Source organism: Streptomyces lusitanus (assembly GCF_042647945.1).
GTDB lineage: Bacteria > Actinomycetota > Actinomycetes > Streptomycetales > Streptomycetaceae > Streptomyces > Streptomyces pseudogriseolus.
This window is the reverse complement of record NZ_JBHRWL010000033.1, coordinates 394905-411709: the sequence shown is the minus strand read 5'-3', so window position 1 is coordinate 411709 and position 16805 is coordinate 394905. Positions and strand designations below refer to the sequence as shown.

Sequence of the window (16805 nt, the reverse complement as noted above, 5' to 3'; positions counted from 1 at the left end):
CTGACACGTCGGCCTGCGCGTCAGCGCGTGATCCGCACCCGCCGTTCCACCGTCACCTGGTCGATGTCCGACACCCGGACCGTCACTTTCATCGTCCAGGCGCCCTCCAGGGGGAGGGTGAGGTCGTTGGTGGCCCAGTAGCCGCCCCGGTCGGTGAGGCCGGCGTCGATGGGGCCCACGTCCTTGGCCGGGAGGGTGAAGGTGACGCGGACTTCCGGGACGAAAATCAGGGCGCCCTGCGGGCCGAAGACCACCGCCTGGAGGCCGTTCTCGCCGACCCGTCCCGGGTCCATCGTCAGCTGGACCGTGCCGCTGCCGCCGGGCGTCCCCGTGTCGTAGGGGACCGTGAGCGCCTGCGCGCCGGGCAGGCCCGCCACCTGCGGTTCGGGCGCCTTCGCGGCCTCGGCCTCCGCCCGCGAGGGCAGCGTGCCGGTGAGCACCGTGGTGACCAGCAGGACGACCACCGCGACCACCACCTCCGCGAGGACGGAGCGGCGCAGGGCGCGGCGGTGGAGGGCTTCCGGTGCGGCGGTGGTCATGTCCGTGGTCCTCGGTCCGGGGGGCGGGCCCGCCGCGCCCACCAGCGCCGGTACGCGTTCCCCGGCTTCCTGCGGGACGGCGAGCAGGGCCGTCCAGCGGCGGGACAGGGCCGCCGCGAGCAGCAGGAACACCGTCGCCGCCAGCTTCACGGTGAGCGTGCGGCCGTACGCCGTCTCCGTGAGGGCGGACCAGGAGCCGAGGCCGCGCCAGGACTGGTAGACGCCGGTGACGACGAGGACCGTCACCGACGTGAACGCCAGGCGGGAGAAGCGGGCCACCGTCGCGTGGGGCGGCGGGGTCGTCGCGCGGTGCAGGGTGAGCAGGAGGGCCGTCAGGCCACCGAGCCAGCACGCCATGGCCAGCAGGTGCAGCACCGACGACGTCATGGCGACCGGGACCTGGATGCCGGCCGAGGCGTGTTCCGCGGACGCCCACGTCAGGGCCAGGGCGACGGAGAAGGCCGCGCCCGCCGCCACGCGGATGCGCAGGGGCCGGCCGCGCAGCACCGGCACCAGGAGCGCGGCCGTCAGCAGGAGGGCCATGCGGGACAGCAGGGCCAGGCCCGGGCGGCCGCTCAGCGTGTCGGGGAACGCCGAGAGGGCCGGCACCGGCGCCGGCGACGTGCCCTTCTCGTACGGGGCCCGCAGGATCAGCAGCGCCGCCGTCGTCACCAGCAGGGTCCACCAGCCGAACAGCAGCGGCGCCCGCAGCGGGCCCGGGTCCGGCGGGCGGCACAGGGCCGCGAACGCCGCCGTGCCGATGAGCAGCGCGGCGGCGATGTAGGCGAGGTAGCGGCCGGTGTCGTAGAGGCTCTTGGTGACCGGGTGTTCGGCCTGGCCGGCGGGGGCCGCGGGCGGGGTGGGGGACGGCTTGCCGACGGAGAAGGTGAACGCGCCCGAGACGGGGTGGCTGTCCGCCGAGACCACGCGCCACGCCACCGTGTACGTGCCCTCGGCGAGGTCGCGGGGCAGGGCGGCGCGGGCGGTGTCGGCGGAGCCGGCCGCGTGCTCGGGTTCCTCCATGTGCAGGCGGCGGTTGTCGGGGCCGTAGACCCGGAAGGAGTCCTCGAGCAGGCCCACGGACTCGGTGAACGTCAGGGTGATGTGGGTGGGCGGCGCCTTGACGACGCTGCCGTCCTCGGGGTCGCTGGCGCGCAGGGCCGCGTGGGCGCTCGCGGGGGCCGTGCCCGTGAGGAGGAGGATCAGCAGGGCGCCCAGCAGCACCAGGGCCCGCAGGCACCGGGACCCGCCTGCTCGGCCGCCCGCCGCCCCGTCGCGCCGTCGCTCCACGTCGTACCCGCCTCCCGGCCCGTCCGCCTCCCGAGGAGTACGGACGGCAGGCGCGGTCCGCTCAATGCGGCGGGGAGGTCTTCACCAGGTCGGGCGGGAGGTCGCCCCTCCGTCCACCACCAGGTCGTGGCCGGTCACCCAGGACGCGAGCGGGGAGGCCAGGAACACGCAGGCGTCGCCGACGTCCTCCGGGCGGCCCAGGCGTCCCACGGCGGACGCCTCCCGCCAGCGGCGTACGCCCTCCGGCCAGGCGTCGGCCAGGCCCTCCCGGTCGATCAGGCCGGGCGAGACCGTGTTGACGCGCACGCCCCAGGGGCCGTACTCCAGGGCGGCCGAACGGGCGTGCATCACCACCGCGGCCTTGGCCGCGCCGTAGTGGGCGTGGCCGGGGGCGGGGAAGCGGGCCTCGACGGAGGCGATGTGGGTGACGGAGCCGCCGCCCTGGTCGCGCATCAGCCGTGCCGCCGCCTGGGTGCAGGCGAAGACGGAGGTGAGGTTGGTGTCGACGACCGCGCGCCACTCGGCCGCCGTCATCCCGGCGAGCTCCTGGACCGGCTGGACCCCGGCGTTGTTGACCAGCGCGGTGAGCCGGCCGCCGAACCGCTCGGCGGCCTCGGCGACCAGCCGGTGGCAGGCGTCCTCGTCGGTGAGGTCGGCCCGCAGGACGACGGCCCGGCCGCCCGCGTCCCGGACGGCGACCGCCGTCTCCTGCGCGGACGCGACCGAGGTGCGGCAGTGCAGGGCGACGGCCGCGCCCTCCTCGGCGAGCCGGCGGGCGATGCCCCGGCCGATGCCGCCGCCGGCGCCGGTGACCAGGGCGACCTGGCCGTGCAGCAGTCCCCGCCCGCTCATGGGCGGCCCAGTTCGGCGACGAGGGCCGCCCGGTCCGGGTAACGGGCCGCCAGCTCGGCCGGGTCGCCGTGCTCGTAGCCCTCAAAGGTGAAGCCGGGGGCCATCGTGCAGCCGAACAGGGTCCAGGAGCCGCCGTCCGCGACCCGGGCGCCCATCCAGGTGCCGGCCGGGACGGTGAGCTGGACGTGCTGGCCGCCGAGCACGTCGGGGCCGAGGACGGGGGTGCTGCTGGTGCCGTCGGGGGCGAGCAGCAGCATCCGCAGCGGGTCGCCGAGGTAGTGGTGCCACGTCTCGTCCGCGGGCAGGCGGTGCAGGGCCGAGAAGTCGCCGGGCCCGGCGGTGAGCAGGGCGACGATGGCGGTGCCCTCGGGGCGGCCGTCGGGCCGGGCGGGACCGGCCCAGGTCTGCCGGAACCGGCCTCCCTCCCGGGGGATCGGCTCCAGTCCGAAGTGGGCGACGAGGTCGTCGGGGGTCACCCTCCGAAGGCTACCTCCCGGGTGAGGAACGCGAGTTGTGCTCGCTTCTGAGGGAGGTACACGTCCGGCAGGTCGATCTCCGGCAGCACCACCTGTGGCCCGGCGGTGAAGCCCTGCCGGAGGAACCGGGCGATCGCCTTCTCGTTGGCGACGTCCGGGTCGACGACGACCCGCCGCCTGTCCAGCACCAGCAGGACGTACGTGGCGACGGCCCCGGCGAGCCCCGCGGTCCAGCCGGGGCGCGTCCCGCCCGGCCGCGGGGGCGCGAGCAGCAGGTGCATGCCGATGTCGCCCGGCTCGACGGGGTAGCACTCGCCCACCCGGTCGGCCTCCGGTTCGTACGTCTGGAGCAGCGCGGCCGGATCGCCGTCCTTGACGACGAGGTACGCGTGATGGGTGTCGAGGGTGTCCATGTGCGCGTAGATCTCGTGGACCTGCTGCTCGGTGAGGCCGTTCATGCCCCAGTACACGGCGCGTTCCTCGCTCACCCAGCGGTGCAGCAGGGGGGCGTCGGCGGCCGGGTCCAGCGGCAGGACGCGCACGGCGCCGAAGCCGTCGACCGTCTGCTCGTGGACGGCCGGGCGGGAGGCGTACGGATCAGACATCGGTCTCCTTCGTCAGCTGCGCCCAGTCGGTGACGACCGGGGCCAGGTCTCCGGCGAGCCACAGGGGCTGCTGGTCGCGGTGGTGGGGCGAGCCGGGGCGGCCCGAGGCGCCGTGCGGCACCACCCAGCGGCTGTTGTCGCGGCGGGCCAGGTCCCAGACGTAGCGGGCGGCGGGCCCGCGGGCGGCGAGGTCGGTGAGGCCGGGCACGGCGGAGGTGCACAGCACGCAGTCGTGGTCGCCGGACAGGCCGGGCTCCTCCTGTGGCGTCCCGGGCGGCAGGGCGCGCCAGGGCGCGAGGCGGTGGGTGTCGCCCCAGACGCCGGCGGGGGGCGCGGCGGCCACCTCCTCCAGCGCCGCGCGGACGACGGCCGGGCGGTCGATGCCGAACAGGTCCTCGGCGGCCAGCAGGTGCTCCAGGGCGAACCCGACGCGCGGGACCAGCGCGAGCCAGGGGCGGAAGACCTCCGGGTACGGCGGCGGGGCCGCGGCGGCCGCGAGGGCGGGCTCGGCGGCCAGACGGCGGACGACCGCGCCGCGCAGGGCCGCGAAGGCCGCCGCGTCGGCGCTGCCGGCGTCCATGTGCCGGTCCCAGGCCAGCAGCCGCTCGCGCAGGGCGGTCGCGGGGCCGGTGAGGCCGGGGGCGTCGAGCGCGGCCAGGTGGTCCAGGAGGGGGGCGGCGGAGGCGAGGTGGGTGTCGGTGTGGATCGCGGCCATGTCGGCGGCGGACCAGCGGTGTTGCCGGGCGAGCAGTGCGGCGATGCGGTCGGCGCGGTGCGGCGGGGCGAACTCGACGCCGAGCGGGGCGGCGGGGCCACGCTGGTTGGCCATCACGGCGACGCCGTCGTCGAGGCCGGCGCGCGGCGTCTCGTGCCAGCCCTGCCACTCGTGGCCGGGTTCCCAGGCGGGCACCAGGCGGACGCGGTTGGCGGCGGAGCGCACGGGGACGCGTCCGGCGACCCGGTGCAGGGTGCCGCCCTCGGTGTCGGCGGCCAGGACGACGTTGACGGGCTCGGCCCACCGGTCGGCGGCGCGGTCCACGTCGGCGACGCATCGGGCCCGCAGCAGCGGCAGCAGGGCGCCGAAGCCGAGGTCGCCGGTGACGCGGGGCGGGTAGCGCAGGGCGACGGCGAGCGGCGGCTCCCCCGGCTCGGGCACGCCGCCGTCGAGGCCCTCGGGGCCGCCGACGACGACGGGCCCGCGCTCGGTCTCGACGACCTCCACCTCGACCGGCTCCTCGCCCGCGACCTCGACCGTCTCGGTGTGCCGGGCGGCCCGCCGCCAGACGCCGTCCGGGCCGAGCGCCTCGATCCCGGCACCCGTGCGGCGCAGCCGCTCGCGGTAGAGGTCCTGGTAGTCGGCCATGGCGTTGGTGATGGCCCAGGCGACCGTGCCGGTGTGGCCGAAGTGGGCGATGCCGGGGACGCCGGGCACGGCGAGGCCGACGACGTCGAACTCCGGGCAGGACAGGCGTATCTGCTGGTAGACGCCCGGGTCCTCGATGAAGCGGTGCGGGTCCCCGGCGAGGACCGCCTGCCCGGTGACCGTGCGCTCCCCCGCGACCAGCCAGCCGTTGCTGCCCGAGGTGCCGGGGCCGTCGGTGGCGAACAGGCCCACGGCGTCCGCCCCGAGGCGCGCGGCGGCGTGGTCGCGCCACAGCTTGGCGGGGAAGCCGGCGAAGAGGAGGTGCGTGGACAGCCACACGGCCAGCGGCGTCCACGGCTCCCACCGGCCGGGACGGACGCCGGCGCGGGTGAACTCCGGGGCGTCGTGCCCGTCCAGGCCCTCGTTGACGCCGGTGACGTACGCCCGGAGCCAGGCGGCGGTCTCCGGGTCGTGCTCCTCCAGGCGGGTGAGGCAGCGGCGGGCGGTGTCGGCCACCCGGGCGCGCCGGACCAGCACGTCCCAGGACAGCGCCCCGGCGCCGAGGAAGGAGGCCGAGGTGCCCTGGGCGCGGTGCCGCTCGACCTCGATCTGCCAGCCGCGGTCGCGCCCGGTCACCAGGCCCTGGACGCGCGCCAGTTCGCGCACGTCGTCCGCCCGCAGATGGGGGATCCCCCAGGGGTCCCGGAAGATCGCACCGGACACTGTGCCCTCATTTCACTTTAGGTTAGGCTCCCCTAAGTAAACCGTGACGTGGCGGAATCGTACGCGAAGGGTGAGGACGCGATGGGGCAGGGGCGGGGTTGGGAGGGCGCGGTCCTCAAACTGATGCGTGCGAAGGACTTCGAGTTCACCGTGACGGGCGCCGAGGACGTCACCGCCGACTACCGGCGGCTGACCTTCACCGACGGCGGGATGCTGGCGACGACCGGCGTCCACCCGACGATGTGGGTGCGGCTGTGGTTCGACAACGCGGGCCGGCCGCACCAGCGCGCGTACACCCTGGTCGACCCCGACCCGGGGGCCGGCACCTTCGCCCTGGAGTTCGCGCTGCACGAGGGCTGCGCCAGCGACTGGGCGCGGGCCGCGAAGCCCGGGGACACCATCGAGGCGACGGTGCAGGGCACCGGCTTCGAGCACCCGGACCCCACCCCCTCCCACGTGTACGTGGTCGGCGACCCGGCCTCGCTGCCGGCCGTCAACTCCCTGCTGGGCGCCCTGGGCGACGCCCCGGCGACCGTCTGGTTCGAGGGTTCCCTCGAGGGGCTGCCGTGCGTGGCCGACCCCGCGCGGCACGAGGTGCGCGAGGTGCCCCGGCGCGACAGGGGCGCGACCCTGGTGGAGCGCGTCCGCGCCGAACTGCCGGACCTGCTGGCGTCCGGCCCCGACCCGTACGTGTGGATCGCCTGCGACACCGCGACCACCCGGACGCTGGGCGCGTTCGCCCGCAAGGAACTGGGCCTGCCCAAGCAGCGGGTGCACGCCCTCGGGTACTGGCGCGCGAGCTGACCCGCGACGCGCGATCATCGGGGCATGGACGTCACACTGCACCTCGCCCAGGACCCCGACGCCGACCGGCTGCTGGGCCGCAGCCCGCTCGCCGCGCTGACCGGGATGCTGCTGGACCAGCAGATCCCCATGGAGTGGGCGTTCAAGGGCCCGGCGACGATCGCGCGGCGGCTCGGCGCGGACGACCTCGACGCGCACGAGATCGCCGCGTACGACCCCGAGGCGTTCGCCGCGCTGCTCTCCGAGAAGCCCGCCGTGCACCGCTATCCCGGGTCGATGGCCGGCCGCATCCAGCAGCTGTGCCGGTACCTCGTCGAGCACTACGACGGCGACGCCGAGGCGGTCTGGCGGGGCGTGGACGACGGCCGCGAGCTGCTGAAGCGGCTCCAGGACCTGCCCGGGTTCGGCAAGCAGAAGGCGCAGATCTTCCTCGCCCTGCTGGGCAAGCGGCTCGGCGTCCGCCCCACGGGCTGGCGGGAGGCGGCCGGCGCGTACGGCGAGGAGGACTCCTTCCGCTCGGTCGCGGACATCACGGGCCCGGAGTCGCTGGCGAAGGTGCGGGCGCACAAGCAGGAGATGAAGGCGGCGGCGAAAGCGGCGAAGAAGACCGGGGCGTGACGGACGCGCCCGGGGGCGTACGGGGGGCGGGTATATGCGCCGGGCGACCGCGCAGGAGGGCGTACGACGAGACGGCGGCCCGGAATCTGACACTTTCCGACGTCTTTTACGGCGGCGTACTGCGTCGCCATGGCTGCGCCCGGAACGTCTCGACCGGTAGGCTTTCCGTGTGATCTTCAAGCGCATCGGAAACGGCCGGCCGTACCCCGACCACGGCCGGGAAAGCACCCGGCAGTGGGCGGACGTGGCGCCGCGCCCGGTCCGCCTCGATCAGCTCGTGACGACCAAGCAGCAGCTCGACCTCGAGACCCTCCTCGCCGAGGACTCGACCTTCTACGGCGACCTCTTCGCGCACGTCGTGAAGTGGCAGGGCGACCTGTATCTCGAGGACGGACTGCACCGCGCGGTGCGGGCGGCGCTCCAGCAGCGCCAGGTGCTCCACGCGCGCGTTCTCGAACTCGACTGACGCCCGTCGAACCCCCTGGCGGCCCGGTTTGGCCCTTTCGGGTTGGACTGCACCCAGTCGAATGATCATCTAGTAGGCATAGCAGCCCGGGCGCACTACGCTGCGCTCATGAGCATGCTCACTCCACCCGGCATGGGCGGCCAGTACCGCATCACGGGTGACAAGTACCCGCGGATGCGCCGGCCCCGGCGGCGCGGCAAGCTCGTCGTGCTGACCGTCGCCTCCGTCGCCGTGCTCGGCGTGGGCGGCTGGGGCACGTTGCAGCTCATCGACGTGTTCACCGGCGGCGGCGACTCCGCCTCCGCGGCCGGCACCAAGGCCGCCTGCGGCATCGGGGCGAAGCCCTCGGCGAGTCCCGCGGGGGCCGCCAAGCCGGTGCCCCGGCCCGGCACGATCACCGTCAACGTGCTCAACGCCACGACCCGCGGCGGACTCGCGCAGAAGACCGCCGACGAGCTGAAGAAGCGCGGCTTCCGCATCGGCGAGGTCGCCAACGCGCCCGCGACGTTCGACAAGAAGGTCAAGGGCGCCGGCGTGCTGCTCGGCCCCGCCACCGCGCTGGACACGGCGCTGCCGGTGCTGGGCACCCAGCTGGCAGGCGCCGAGCGCCGCACGGACCCGGCCCGCAAGGGCGCCGCGCTCGATCTGATCATCGGCGACGCGTTCCGGGGGCTCACACCGAAGGCGGCCGCGGACAAGGCGCTGACCGCACTGGCCAACCCCGAGCCGGCGGCCGCCTCGAAGAAGAACTGCTGAGCGAGGGTTACTCCGCGGCTCCGTACATGCGGTCGCCCGCGTCGCCGAGGCCCGGGACGATGTAGCCGTGCTCGTTGAGGCGCTCGTCGACGGAGGCCGTCACGACCGTGACAGGGGTGCCGGCCAGCTCGCGCTCCATGACCTCGACGCCCTCCGGCGCGGCCAGCAGCACCACGGCGGTCACGTCGTCCGCGCCGCGCCTGATCAGCTCCTGGATGGCCGCGACGAGCGTGCCGCCGGTCGCCAGCATCGGATCCAGGACGTACACCTGGCGGCCGGAGAGGTCGTCCGGCATGCGCGTGGCGTAGGTGGAGGCCTGGAGCGTCTCCTCGTTGCGCACCATGCCCAGGAAGCCCACCTCGGCGGTCGGCAGCAGCCGGACCATGCCGTCCAGCATGCCGAGGCCGGCCCGCAGGATCGGCACCACCAGGGGGCGGGGGTGGGACAGCTTCACGCCCGTGGTCTGCGCCACCGGCGTCTGGATGTCGACCTGTTCGGTGCGCACGTCGCGCGTGGCCTCGTAGGCGAGCAGGGTGACCAGCTCGTCGGCGAGACGGCGGAAGGTCGCGGAGTCGGTGCGCTGGTCGCGCAGCGTGGTGAGCTTGTGGGCGACCAGGGGGTGGTCGACGACGTGGAGACGCATGGCGTCAACCCTAACCGGGACACGGAGGGGCGGCGTCCCCGCGCGGGGCAAGGGGATGGGGCGCCCGTCACTCTTTCGCTGGCGTCAAACCGCCCGGTCGGGGGAAGGTGGGAGGGACGGACTGGGGTGATGAAGCAATGCCTGAGCAGGAGGAACGCGGGAATCCGTCGGCCGGGGGCTCCCGGGACGCGGGCGAGGTGGACTGGGAGGCGGAGCGCCGGCGGCGGCGGGCGCGGTTCCTGCGGGAGCTGGCGGAGGCCCGGGCGCTGCGGGAGCGGGTGCAGCCTCGGCGGGCGAAGGCGGCGCGGTTGCGGCACGCGATGAGGATGCGGACGTTCCGCTGGTAGCGGCACTTCGAAGCGCCAGGCGCGCTGACCCGGCCGGGGGCTCGAACGGGGGGTACCCCCATCACCCCGGCGGCACGAGTGCCCACGGTCAGCGTGAGCCGCGCTTTCCTCCAAGCGTCGGCGCGCTGTCCCCGCCGGGGGGCTGGAGCGGGGGGTGCCCGCCGCCACCCCGGCGGCACGAGTGCCCGCGGCTGGCGGAGGCACCAGGCACCGGCGTTGGTGTGGGCCGGGGGGTGTCGGCGCACCTCGGCGCCAGCGAGGTGCCGCCGCGCCCACCCTCCCCCACTCTCGGCTTCGCTCGAGCGGGAGGTACCCCCATCGCCCCAGCGGCACGACTGCCCGCAGTTGGCGGCAGCTTGCCGCCGTCGTCCGGCCGCGCGTCCGCGGTTGGCGGCACGACTGCCCGCGGCTAGCGGCGTTGCAGCCGCCCGCGGCGGGGAGGGGGCGGGGTGGGGGTGGGCGCCCGCAGCGGCTGGCGCGTCCGCGCCGTTCCCCTGCGAACTGGGTCAATCGCGCCAGACCGAGGACGTCCGCCCCCACCGCGGCCCCGCACCACCACCCCACCCCGGGCGCTACGCGCACCCCCACCGCACCGCAACCCTGCGCCGCAGGCATCCGCACCTCAGCCCCCACCCGCAACGAGCGCGACACGCCACGTTCGTCCAGGTGAGGGGACGGAGTTGAGGGGCCCGGGGGCCTGTGATTGCGGGCCCCGTCCCAGGCCCGGCGCATCGCCGGAGAGTGCCGCGCTCGGGCGGCGAGCAAAGCCGCGTACGATCCGGTCGTGGCGGCAACAAGTGCGCTGGTGAGTCCTTCCGGGCCCCACTCGGCGCACTGCGATCGAAACTGCCGGACACAGGGAGCGGAAGACGTCCCCTGATGGCCTTGTTTCTGCCACGATTCCCAGTGGGCGGGGTGTCGGAGCTCCGCATACCGCCCGCACACCTCCGCCGGGGGGACCCCCAACCGGCACGCCTATGACCAGTGGGAGAGTCACGGTGTACTTCGCCGCACTGCTCGCGCGCACCGAAGACGGGTGGGAAGCGAGCGACACAGAGCTCGACGATGTGGAAACCCTGTCGGATCTCGCCGACCTGGCCCGGGAAGCCTCTCCTGACGAGGACACGGTGCTCGTGCTGATCGAGCAGGAGGACGGCTGGTTCGGCGTCGTCCGCGTGGACGGTGAGGAGGATCCCCGGATCTACGTCTCCGACGCCGCGGCGGCCGCCCGCAGCAGCTACGGGGAGATCCTGCTCACCGACGAACTGCTCGGCAGGGAGCCCGGGGACGACGTCCCCGACCTGGACGCCCTCGACCTCGACGGCACGGAGGACGGTGAGCCGGACGACGAGGACGCCGACGGCGGCCCGTCCACCGCCTCCGGCGAGTCCGTACCGCACGGCCCGGTCGGGGACGCGCAGGTCCTGGAGGACCTGGGCGTCACCGAGAAGGAGCTGCGCTCGATGACCGAGGACGCCGTCTCGGAGATCGCCGAGGCCCTGGGCGCCTCGGAGGTCCTGGAGACCGTCCGCTGACCGTGCCGACCACCACCCCCGCGCCCGGCGGCCTCCCGGACCCGGTGCGCGACCGCTGGCGGGAGCCGATGCGACTCGCCCTGGACGAGGCCCGCCGGGCCGTCCCGGGCGGGGACGTTCCCGTCGGCGCCGTCGTGCTGGCCGCGGACGGGGGCACCGTGCTGTCCCGCGCCCACAACGAGCGCGAGGCGGGCGGCGACCCCACGGCGCACGCGGAGATCCTCGCGCTGCGCCGGGCCGCCGAGCGGGCCGGGGAGTGGCGGCTGGCCGGCTGCACCCTGGTGGTCACGCTGGAGCCCTGCACGATGTGCGCGGGCGCCGTCCAGCAGTCCCGGGTGGACCGGGTGGTCTACGGCGCCCGGGACGAGAAGGCGGGCGCGGTGGGATCCCAGTGGGATCTGGTCCGCGACCGGCGCCTCAACCACCGCCCCGAGGTGATCGAAGGCGTGCTCGCGGAGGACTGCGCGCGGCTGCTCACGGAGTTCTTCCGCGGCCGGTGAATACCGATTTCTAACCACGCGCCACCGTGCTGTAAGGTCTCCCTCGGTAGCGTGTCCGAGCGGCCGAAGGAGCTCGCCTCGAAAGCGAGTGTGGCGCAAGTCACCGAGGGTTCAAATCCCTCCGCTACCGCTTCGAACGAAGGGCCCGGTCCGATGGACCGGGCCCTTCGTCGTTGTCCGGCCGGGCACGGGCAACTCCTCACACTCCGTGCCCGATCTTCACTCCGATGGCATACCCGAAGTGCCGCGTCCGTCGCCCGAACGCAGTGTTGCCAGCAGTTTCTCCCTCCCAGGAACTCCCAGGAACTCCCAGGAAGTCCAGGGAACTCCAAGGAACCTCAAGGAAGAAGAGTCATGGCACACATACGACGCACCCTCGCCCGGAGGTCACTCCCCCTGGCCCTCCTCCTCCCGACCGCCGCCCTGATGGCCGCAGGCCCCTCCCTGGCGTCGGAGGGCGGAGGCGGCACCGCGCCCGCTGACGGGACATCAGGGAGCGCCAAACCGACGATCGTACTGGTGCACGGATTCTGGGCGGACGCCTCCGGCTGGGAACGGATCGTCGAGAGCCTCCAGGCGCAGGGCTATCCCGTGGTGGCCACCGCGAACCCGCTGCGCAGCCTCTCCGGCGACGCCGACTACCTCGCGGCCCGGCTGAAGACGATCGAGGGTCCCGTCGTCCTCGTCGGACACTCCTACGGCGGAGCCGTCATCACCAACGCCGCCGCCGGCAACCCGAACGTCGAGTCCCTCGTCTACATCGCCGGGTTCGCGCCCGACAAGGGCGAGACCGCCTTCCAGCTCGCGGGCAAGTACCCGGGCAGCCGGGTGACGGACGACCCGGACGCGCCGGTGCCCACCGCGCTGAACGCCGTACCGCTCGGCGGCGAGGCGACGAACGTGGATCTCTACCTCAAGCCGGAGAAGTTCGGCGACGTCTTCCTGAGCGACCGGCTCGACGCGAACCGCACCCAGGTACTGGCAGCCACCCAGCGGCCCGCCACCGCCGCCGCGGGGAACGAGCCGACGCGGGCGGTCGCGTGGAAGACCATCCCGTCCTGGTACCTCGTCCCCACCGACGACCGCACCATCGGCACCGACAACCTGCGGTTCATGGCCGAGCGGGCCGAGGCCACCACCGTCGAGGTCGACGCGCCGCACGCCGTGATGGAGACCAACCCGGCCGACGTCACCGAGCTGATCCTGCGAGCCGCGGGCGACTCCCGGCCCAGCCTCGCCGAGACCGGCACGAGCGGCCGGACCGCGGCGGTCCTCGGCGGCGCGGCGGTGCTCGCCGTCGCCGCGGGCACGGTGATCACGATCCGCGCCCGCCGTACCTGACGGCGCCGTCGAGCGGTCGGCCCCTGCCCCATCCGCACCCCGGAAGAGCCCCGTCGTCAGACGGGGCCCTTCGTGCGATCATGGGCCCGCTCGATGCTCGTGTGACAGCAGTGACAGGGGAGGGCCGCGATGGCGGTGAACGCGAAGAAGGCCGCCGTCTATCTGCTGGTGGTCTTCGTGCTGTACGTGATCATCACGGATCCCGAAACCGCCGCCGACTACGTGCTCATCGGGTTCCAGGGCATCTCGGACGCCGCGAAGGCGATCGGCGACTTCATGACCTGGCTGGCCGCGGGAGGCAAGTGATGATCCGGCACCTGGTGCTCTTCAAGCTCGACGAGGGCGTCCGCCGCGACGACCCGAAGGTGGTCGCGGGCGTGGAGGCCTTCCGCGCGCTGGAGGGGAAGATCCCGGAGATCCGCTTCTGGGAGTGCGCCTGGAACATCAGCGACCGCCCCATCGCCTACGACTTCGCCATCAACTCCGCCTTCGACGACGCCGAGGCGCTGCGCCGCTACGTGGAGCACCCGGACCACCAGGCCGGGGTCGGCCTGTGGCGCGAGTTCGCCACGTGGGTGATCGCCGACTACGAGTTCTGACGCGCCGTCCGCGCACCGCGCACTTAGGCCCCCCGCCCCGCCGGCAGGGGGCCTCGCCGCGTTCCGTACCCGCTCCCCGCCCTCAACACGGAATATGCGGTGCTTGCGACAGTGAGTCAGTCTTGTGATGCTATGACCGCTTTTGACGGATGAGTTGACGGACGATGTGAGCGATTGAAGAGGTGGCGTTGACCGTGTCGGCCAGTTCCGCGCCGCCCCAGGACGAGGTGTCCCCCGACGCGGTCCAGACCCCCGCGAAGCGCCGTGGCGCGGACACCCGGGCCCTGACCCAGGTGTTGTTCGGTCAGCTCAAGAACCTGGAACCGGGCACGCCGGAGCACACCCGCGTGCGGGCGGCGCTCATCGAGGCGAACCTCCCGCTCGTGCGCTACGCGGCCGCCCGCTTCCGCTCCCGCAACGAGCCGATGGAGGACGTCGTCCAGGTCGGCACCATCGGCCTCATCAACGCCATCGACCGCTTCGACCCGGAGCGGGGCGTGCAGTTCCCGACGTTCGCGATGCCGACCGTCGTCGGCGAGATCAAGCGGTACTTCCGCGACAACGTCCGCACCGTCCACGTACCGCGCCGGCTGCACGAGCTGTGGGTGCAGGTCAACAGCGCGACGGAGGACCTCACCACCGCGTTCGGCCGCACCCCCACCACCGCCGAGATCGCCGAGCGGCTGCGCATCTCCGAGGAGGAGGTGCTGTCCTGCATCGAGGCCGGCCGGTCGTACCACGCCACCTCGCTGGAGGCCGCACAGGAGGGCGACGGGATGCCCGGCCTGCTGGACCGGCTCGGCTACGAGGACCCGGCGCTCGACGGGGTGGAGCACCGCGACCTCGTCCGGCACCTCCTGGTGCAGCTGCCGGAGCGGGAGCAGCGCATCCTGCTGCTGCGCTACTACAGCAATCTGACGCAGTCCCAGATCAGCGCCGAGCTGGGCGTCTCGCAGATGCACGTGTCCCGCCTGCTGGCCCGGAGCTTCCAGCGGCTGCGATCCGCAAACAGGATCGACGCGTAACCGCCACGAGCGAATCACCCGTCGGCGGCAATCTTCTTTCTTTCCGCCCGATACGGCGTCAGACCCCTTGCCAGCAGGGCTGATTCGCATCTCAGATGTCGACATGTCACTACAGCGCGTTGCCGACATGTGACATTCTGCGGGAAGCGCGTTTGCCGGAGCCTCGGCGCCGGTATTCAGGTGAAGGCTGCGTTCCCCGGTTCGGGAGCGTCCGCCGCGACCGTCCCGCGACCCAAAGGGGGTGGCATGTCCGCAGAACAGGGCAGCTCGAAGGTGCTCACGCTCGCGGAGAGCGAGTCAGCTCCCCATGCTCTCGACGCACTCGGCCCCATCGACGAGGGCCCGGCCCTCGCCGCCACACCGGCTCCGGACCTCCCGGACACGGCGGCCCTCGACACCCGCACCCTGTCCCGCTCCCTGTTCCTGCGGCTCGCCGTGCTCGACGAGGACAGCCCGGAGCGCGCCTACGTCCGGGACACGCTGATCGAGCTCAACCTCCCGCTCGTGCGGTACGCGGCGGCGCGGTTCCGCTCGCGCAACGAGCCGATGGAGGACATCGTCCAGGTCGGCACCATCGGGCTGATCAAGGCGATCGACCGCTTCGACTGCGACCGGGGCGTGGAGTTCCCGACGTTCGCGATGCCGACGGTGGTCGGGGAGATCAAGCGGTTCTTCCGCGACACGTCCTGGTCGGTGCGGGTGCCGCGCCGGCTCCAGGAGCTGCGGCTGGCGCTGACGAAGGCCAGCGACGAGCTGTCCCAGAAGCTGGACCGCTCCCCGACGGTGAGCGAGCTCGCCGCCGTGCTGGGCGTGTCCGAGGAGGACGTCGTCGACGGCCTCGCGGTGGGGAACGCCTACACGGCGTCCTCGCTGGACTCCCCCGCCCCGGAGGACGACGGCGGCGAGGGCTCCCTGGCGGACCGCCTCGGCTACGAGGACACGGCGCTGGAGGGCGTGGAGTACCGGGAGTCGCTGAAGCCGCTGCTGGCGAAGCTGCCGCCGCGTGAGCGGCGGATCATCATGCTGCGCTTCTTCGCCAACATGACGCAGTCGCAGATCGGCGAGGAGGTGGGCATCTCGCAGATGCACGTCTCTCGGTTGCTGACGCGGACGTTGGCGCAGTTGCGGGAGGGGCTCATCTCGGACTGACGTCCGCGGGCTGTCTTCGCGCGGAGGCGCTCGGTCCTTCGAGGGGCCGGGGGCCTCCGCGCGTTTGTGGGTGGGCAGGGCCCGGTGCCGGTCTGACGCCCCCGGGGGGCGGGTGCGGTTGTGTCGCGGCTGCGGGGCGGTGGGGGCCGGTCGCGCAGTTCCCCGCGCCCCTGGAGGGCGTTGCCGCCGGCGGCATCTCTCGGGGCCCCGCGCCCCTGAAGCGCCCTGCAGCCCCGCGTCCCTGAGAGGTGTGGCCGCCGAGGGGGTCTCCTCGGCGGCCCCCTTCTACTTCAGTGCGAGCCAGGCCACCGCTGCGATGATCGCCACGGCGGCGACGATGCCGACGATCAGGCCGATGCGCGGGCCGCCGCCCGTGGCCGCCGCCTGCCTGCCCGCGGGGGCCTCGTCGACGAACGCGCGGAACATCTGGGTGCTGCCGGCGGGGTCGTGATTGCCCTGCGGGCCCTGGGTGTTAGCCATGGACCGAGACCCTAGCGAATCACCGTCCGAGGCCCCAAGCGGGGCGGGACCGACGGAGCGCACCGGCTCCGACCTGCGTGTTTACTGGCGCGATTACTTGCCTTTGCCAACTTTTTGAGCCGGAGCGGCCGTTTTTATTTGCCTTCAGCAACCATCCATACCTACGGTTGCTTCAAGCAACGAAACGGAGGTGCCATGGCCGAGTCGGCACAGTACGAGGAGCTGGTCCGGCAGTTCAGCGCCTTCGGCGCCGTCAAACGGGAGATGAACCGGCTGATGCCGTCGGACTGCCCGAGCGGCTCCGCGGCGGTGCTGACCGTGCTGGGGCGCGACGGCGACATGCGGATGAGCAGGCTCGCCGAGCTGCTGTCCGTGGACATGTCCGTCACCAGCCGCCACGTCGCCCATCTGGCCGAGCGCGGCTGGATCGAGCGCTCCCCCGACCCCGCCGACAAGCGGTCCCGCATCCTGCGCCTCACCCCGGCCGGCCGGACCCGGCTCGACGAGCTGTTCCGGCTCACGACACAGCTCCTCGCCGAGCGGCTGTGCGACTGGTCGGACGAAGAGGTCGGCCGCCTCACGCAGCTGATGGCACGGCTGAGGAGCAGCTTCGGCGACCCTCGCACCGTGCCCCGGCAGGCACCCTCCGCGCTCGAACCGACCACCCGTACACCCGCAAGCACTTAAGAGAAGG

Annotated in this window: 20 protein-coding genes and 1 tRNA gene; 14 read left to right on the top strand and 7 right to left on the bottom strand. The window is 73.6% G+C overall.

The window, feature by feature from the left end:
• Window positions 1–20: 20 nt before the first annotated feature.
• From ACFOSY_RS33800 to ACFOSY_RS33780, 5 genes are all read right to left on the bottom strand, one after another.
• On the bottom strand, window positions 21–1763 hold the full coding sequence (locus ACFOSY_RS33800) for a copper resistance CopC/CopD family protein (RefSeq protein WP_394314514.1): 1743 nt from the start codon (window positions 1761–1763) through the stop codon (window positions 21–23).
• 147 nt (window positions 1764–1910) lie between these two features.
• Window positions 1911–2681, bottom strand: a complete 771-nt coding sequence (locus ACFOSY_RS33795) for an SDR family NAD(P)-dependent oxidoreductase (RefSeq protein WP_394314388.1) — start codon at window positions 2679–2681, stop codon at window positions 1911–1913.
• Window positions 2678–3157, bottom strand: a complete 480-nt coding sequence (locus tag ACFOSY_RS33790; protein WP_394314387.1) for a cupin domain-containing protein — start codon at window positions 3155–3157, stop codon at window positions 2678–2680. Before ACFOSY_RS33790 ends, ACFOSY_RS33795 begins: the two co-directional genes overlap by 4 nt.
• Window positions 3154–3762: a GNAT family N-acetyltransferase gene (locus ACFOSY_RS33785; protein WP_394314386.1), complete on the bottom strand. Its 609-nt coding sequence runs from the start codon at window positions 3760–3762 to the stop codon at window positions 3154–3156. The genes ACFOSY_RS33790 and ACFOSY_RS33785 overlap by 4 nt, the downstream gene beginning before the upstream one ends.
• Entirely contained in the window at window positions 3755–5848 is a 2094-nt protein-coding gene (locus ACFOSY_RS33780) for a penicillin acylase family protein (RefSeq protein WP_394314385.1), read from the bottom strand. The genes ACFOSY_RS33785 and ACFOSY_RS33780 overlap by 8 nt, the downstream gene beginning before the upstream one ends.
• Window positions 5849–5929: 81 nt before the next feature.
• Between ACFOSY_RS33780 and ACFOSY_RS33775 the strand changes: the two genes are divergently transcribed.
• The 4 genes from ACFOSY_RS33775 (at window position 5930) to ACFOSY_RS33760 (ending at window position 8492) form a co-directional block, all read left to right on the top strand.
• Window positions 5930–6652 (top strand): siderophore-interacting protein, encoded by a 723-nt coding sequence (locus tag ACFOSY_RS33775; protein WP_394314512.1) that lies wholly within the window; start codon window positions 5930–5932, stop codon window positions 6650–6652.
• A 24-nt stretch (window positions 6653–6676) separates the two neighbouring features.
• Window positions 6677–7270, top strand: coding sequence for an HhH-GPD-type base excision DNA repair protein (locus tag ACFOSY_RS33770; RefSeq protein ID WP_394314384.1), 594 nt, complete (start codon window positions 6677–6679; stop codon window positions 7268–7270).
• Between the two features lie 169 nt (window positions 7271–7439).
• Window positions 7440–7736: a type II toxin-antitoxin system VapB family antitoxin gene (locus ACFOSY_RS33765; protein ID WP_004943146.1), complete on the top strand. Its 297-nt coding sequence runs from the start codon at window positions 7440–7442 to the stop codon at window positions 7734–7736.
• Window positions 7737–7868: 132 nt separating this feature from the next.
• Window positions 7869–8492 carry a LytR C-terminal domain-containing protein gene (locus tag ACFOSY_RS33760; protein WP_394314510.1) on the top strand — a complete coding sequence of 208 codons (624 nt, stop codon included), beginning with the start codon at window positions 7869–7871 and terminating at the stop codon, window positions 8490–8492.
• 7 nt (window positions 8493–8499) lie between these two features.
• On the opposite strand, the gene upp is transcribed toward ACFOSY_RS33760, so the two are convergent.
• Complete coding sequence (gene upp, locus ACFOSY_RS33755; protein WP_394314382.1) at window positions 8500–9135, bottom strand: uracil phosphoribosyltransferase; 636 nt, start codon at window positions 9133–9135, stop codon at window positions 8500–8502.
• Between the two features lie 137 nt (window positions 9136–9272).
• Between upp and ACFOSY_RS33750 the strand changes: the two genes are divergently transcribed.
• From ACFOSY_RS33750 to ACFOSY_RS33710, 9 genes are all read left to right on the top strand, one after another.
• Window positions 9273–9482, top strand: coding sequence for a hypothetical protein (locus ACFOSY_RS33750; RefSeq protein WP_394314379.1), 210 nt, complete (start codon window positions 9273–9275; stop codon window positions 9480–9482).
• A gap of 998 nt (window positions 9483–10480) precedes the next feature.
• Window positions 10481–11017: a tRNA adenosine deaminase-associated protein gene (locus tag ACFOSY_RS33745; RefSeq protein WP_394314508.1), complete on the top strand. Its 537-nt coding sequence runs from the start codon at window positions 10481–10483 to the stop codon at window positions 11015–11017.
• A gap of 68 nt (window positions 11018–11085) precedes the next feature.
• Window positions 11086–11517 carry a tRNA adenosine(34) deaminase TadA gene (tadA, locus tag ACFOSY_RS33740; RefSeq protein WP_394314505.1) on the top strand — a complete coding sequence of 144 codons (432 nt, stop codon included), beginning with the start codon at window positions 11086–11088 and terminating at the stop codon, window positions 11515–11517.
• Window positions 11518–11562: 45 nt separating this feature from the next.
• A tRNA-Ser gene (locus ACFOSY_RS33735) sits at window positions 11563–11647 on the top strand.
• Window positions 11648–11871: 224 nt separating this feature from the next.
• Window positions 11872–12858 carry an alpha/beta fold hydrolase gene (locus tag ACFOSY_RS33730; protein ID WP_394314377.1) on the top strand — a complete coding sequence of 329 codons (987 nt, stop codon included), beginning with the start codon at window positions 11872–11874 and terminating at the stop codon, window positions 12856–12858.
• 129 nt (window positions 12859–12987) lie between these two features.
• Window positions 12988–13164 (top strand): hypothetical protein, encoded by a 177-nt coding sequence (locus ACFOSY_RS33725; protein ID WP_006132794.1) that lies wholly within the window; start codon window positions 12988–12990, stop codon window positions 13162–13164.
• Window positions 13164–13457, top strand: a complete 294-nt coding sequence (locus ACFOSY_RS33720) for a Dabb family protein (protein WP_006132793.1) — start codon at window positions 13164–13166, stop codon at window positions 13455–13457. The genes ACFOSY_RS33725 and ACFOSY_RS33720 overlap by 1 nt, the downstream gene beginning before the upstream one ends.
• Window positions 13458–13645: 188 nt before the next feature.
• The gene (locus tag ACFOSY_RS33715) at window positions 13646–14482 is read left to right on the top strand and encodes an RNA polymerase sigma factor SigF (RefSeq protein WP_394314373.1); all 837 of its coding nucleotides are present in this window, start codon (window positions 13646–13648) and stop codon (window positions 14480–14482) included.
• 246 nt (window positions 14483–14728) lie between these two features.
• Entirely contained in the window at window positions 14729–15631 is a 903-nt protein-coding gene (locus ACFOSY_RS33710) for an RNA polymerase sigma factor SigF (protein ID WP_006132789.1), read from the top strand.
• 285 nt (window positions 15632–15916) lie between these two features.
• On the opposite strand, the gene ACFOSY_RS33705 is transcribed toward ACFOSY_RS33710, so the two are convergent.
• Window positions 15917–16111: a hypothetical protein gene (locus ACFOSY_RS33705; protein ID WP_006132788.1), complete on the bottom strand. Its 195-nt coding sequence runs from the start codon at window positions 16109–16111 to the stop codon at window positions 15917–15919.
• A 195-nt stretch (window positions 16112–16306) separates the two neighbouring features.
• Between ACFOSY_RS33705 and ACFOSY_RS33700 the strand changes: the two genes are divergently transcribed.
• Entirely contained in the window at window positions 16307–16798 is a 492-nt protein-coding gene (locus ACFOSY_RS33700; protein WP_394314369.1) for a MarR family winged helix-turn-helix transcriptional regulator, read from the top strand.
• Window positions 16799–16805 lie beyond the last annotated feature (7 nt).

What these genes read in the sequence shown, in the direction of transcription:
- ACFOSY_RS33795 (WP_394314388.1), bottom strand. Translation starts at nt 2,681, where the DNA reads ATGAGCGGGCGGGGACTGCTGCACGGCCAGGTCGCCCTGGTCACCGGC.
- ACFOSY_RS33785 (WP_394314386.1), bottom strand. Translation starts at nt 3,762, where the DNA reads ATGTCTGATCCGTACGCCTCCCGCCCGGCCGTCCACGAGCAGACGGTC.
- ACFOSY_RS33775 (WP_394314512.1), top strand. Translation starts at nt 5,930, where the DNA reads ATGGGGCAGGGGCGGGGTTGGGAGGGCGCGGTCCTCAAACTGATGCGT.
- ACFOSY_RS33770 (WP_394314384.1), top strand. Translation starts at nt 6,677, where the DNA reads ATGGACGTCACACTGCACCTCGCCCAGGACCCCGACGCCGACCGGCTG.
- ACFOSY_RS33760 (WP_394314510.1), top strand. Translation starts at nt 7,869, where the DNA reads ATGGGCGGCCAGTACCGCATCACGGGTGACAAGTACCCGCGGATGCGC.
- upp (WP_394314382.1), bottom strand. Translation starts at nt 9,135, where the DNA reads ATGCGTCTCCACGTCGTCGACCACCCCCTGGTCGCCCACAAGCTCACC.
- ACFOSY_RS33750 (WP_394314379.1), top strand. Translation starts at nt 9,273, where the DNA reads ATGCCTGAGCAGGAGGAACGCGGGAATCCGTCGGCCGGGGGCTCCCGG.
- tadA (WP_394314505.1), top strand. Translation starts at nt 11,086, where the DNA reads ATGCGACTCGCCCTGGACGAGGCCCGCCGGGCCGTCCCGGGCGGGGAC.
- ACFOSY_RS33730 (WP_394314377.1), top strand. Translation starts at nt 11,872, where the DNA reads ATGGCACACATACGACGCACCCTCGCCCGGAGGTCACTCCCCCTGGCC.
- ACFOSY_RS33725 (WP_006132794.1), top strand. Translation starts at nt 12,988, where the DNA reads ATGGCGGTGAACGCGAAGAAGGCCGCCGTCTATCTGCTGGTGGTCTTC.
- ACFOSY_RS33720 (WP_006132793.1), top strand. Translation starts at nt 13,164, where the DNA reads ATGATCCGGCACCTGGTGCTCTTCAAGCTCGACGAGGGCGTCCGCCGC.
- ACFOSY_RS33710 (WP_006132789.1), top strand. Translation starts at nt 14,729, where the DNA reads ATGTCCGCAGAACAGGGCAGCTCGAAGGTGCTCACGCTCGCGGAGAGC.
- ACFOSY_RS33705 (WP_006132788.1), bottom strand. Translation starts at nt 16,111, where the DNA reads ATGGCTAACACCCAGGGCCCGCAGGGCAATCACGACCCCGCCGGCAGC.
- ACFOSY_RS33700 (WP_394314369.1), top strand. Translation starts at nt 16,307, where the DNA reads ATGGCCGAGTCGGCACAGTACGAGGAGCTGGTCCGGCAGTTCAGCGCC.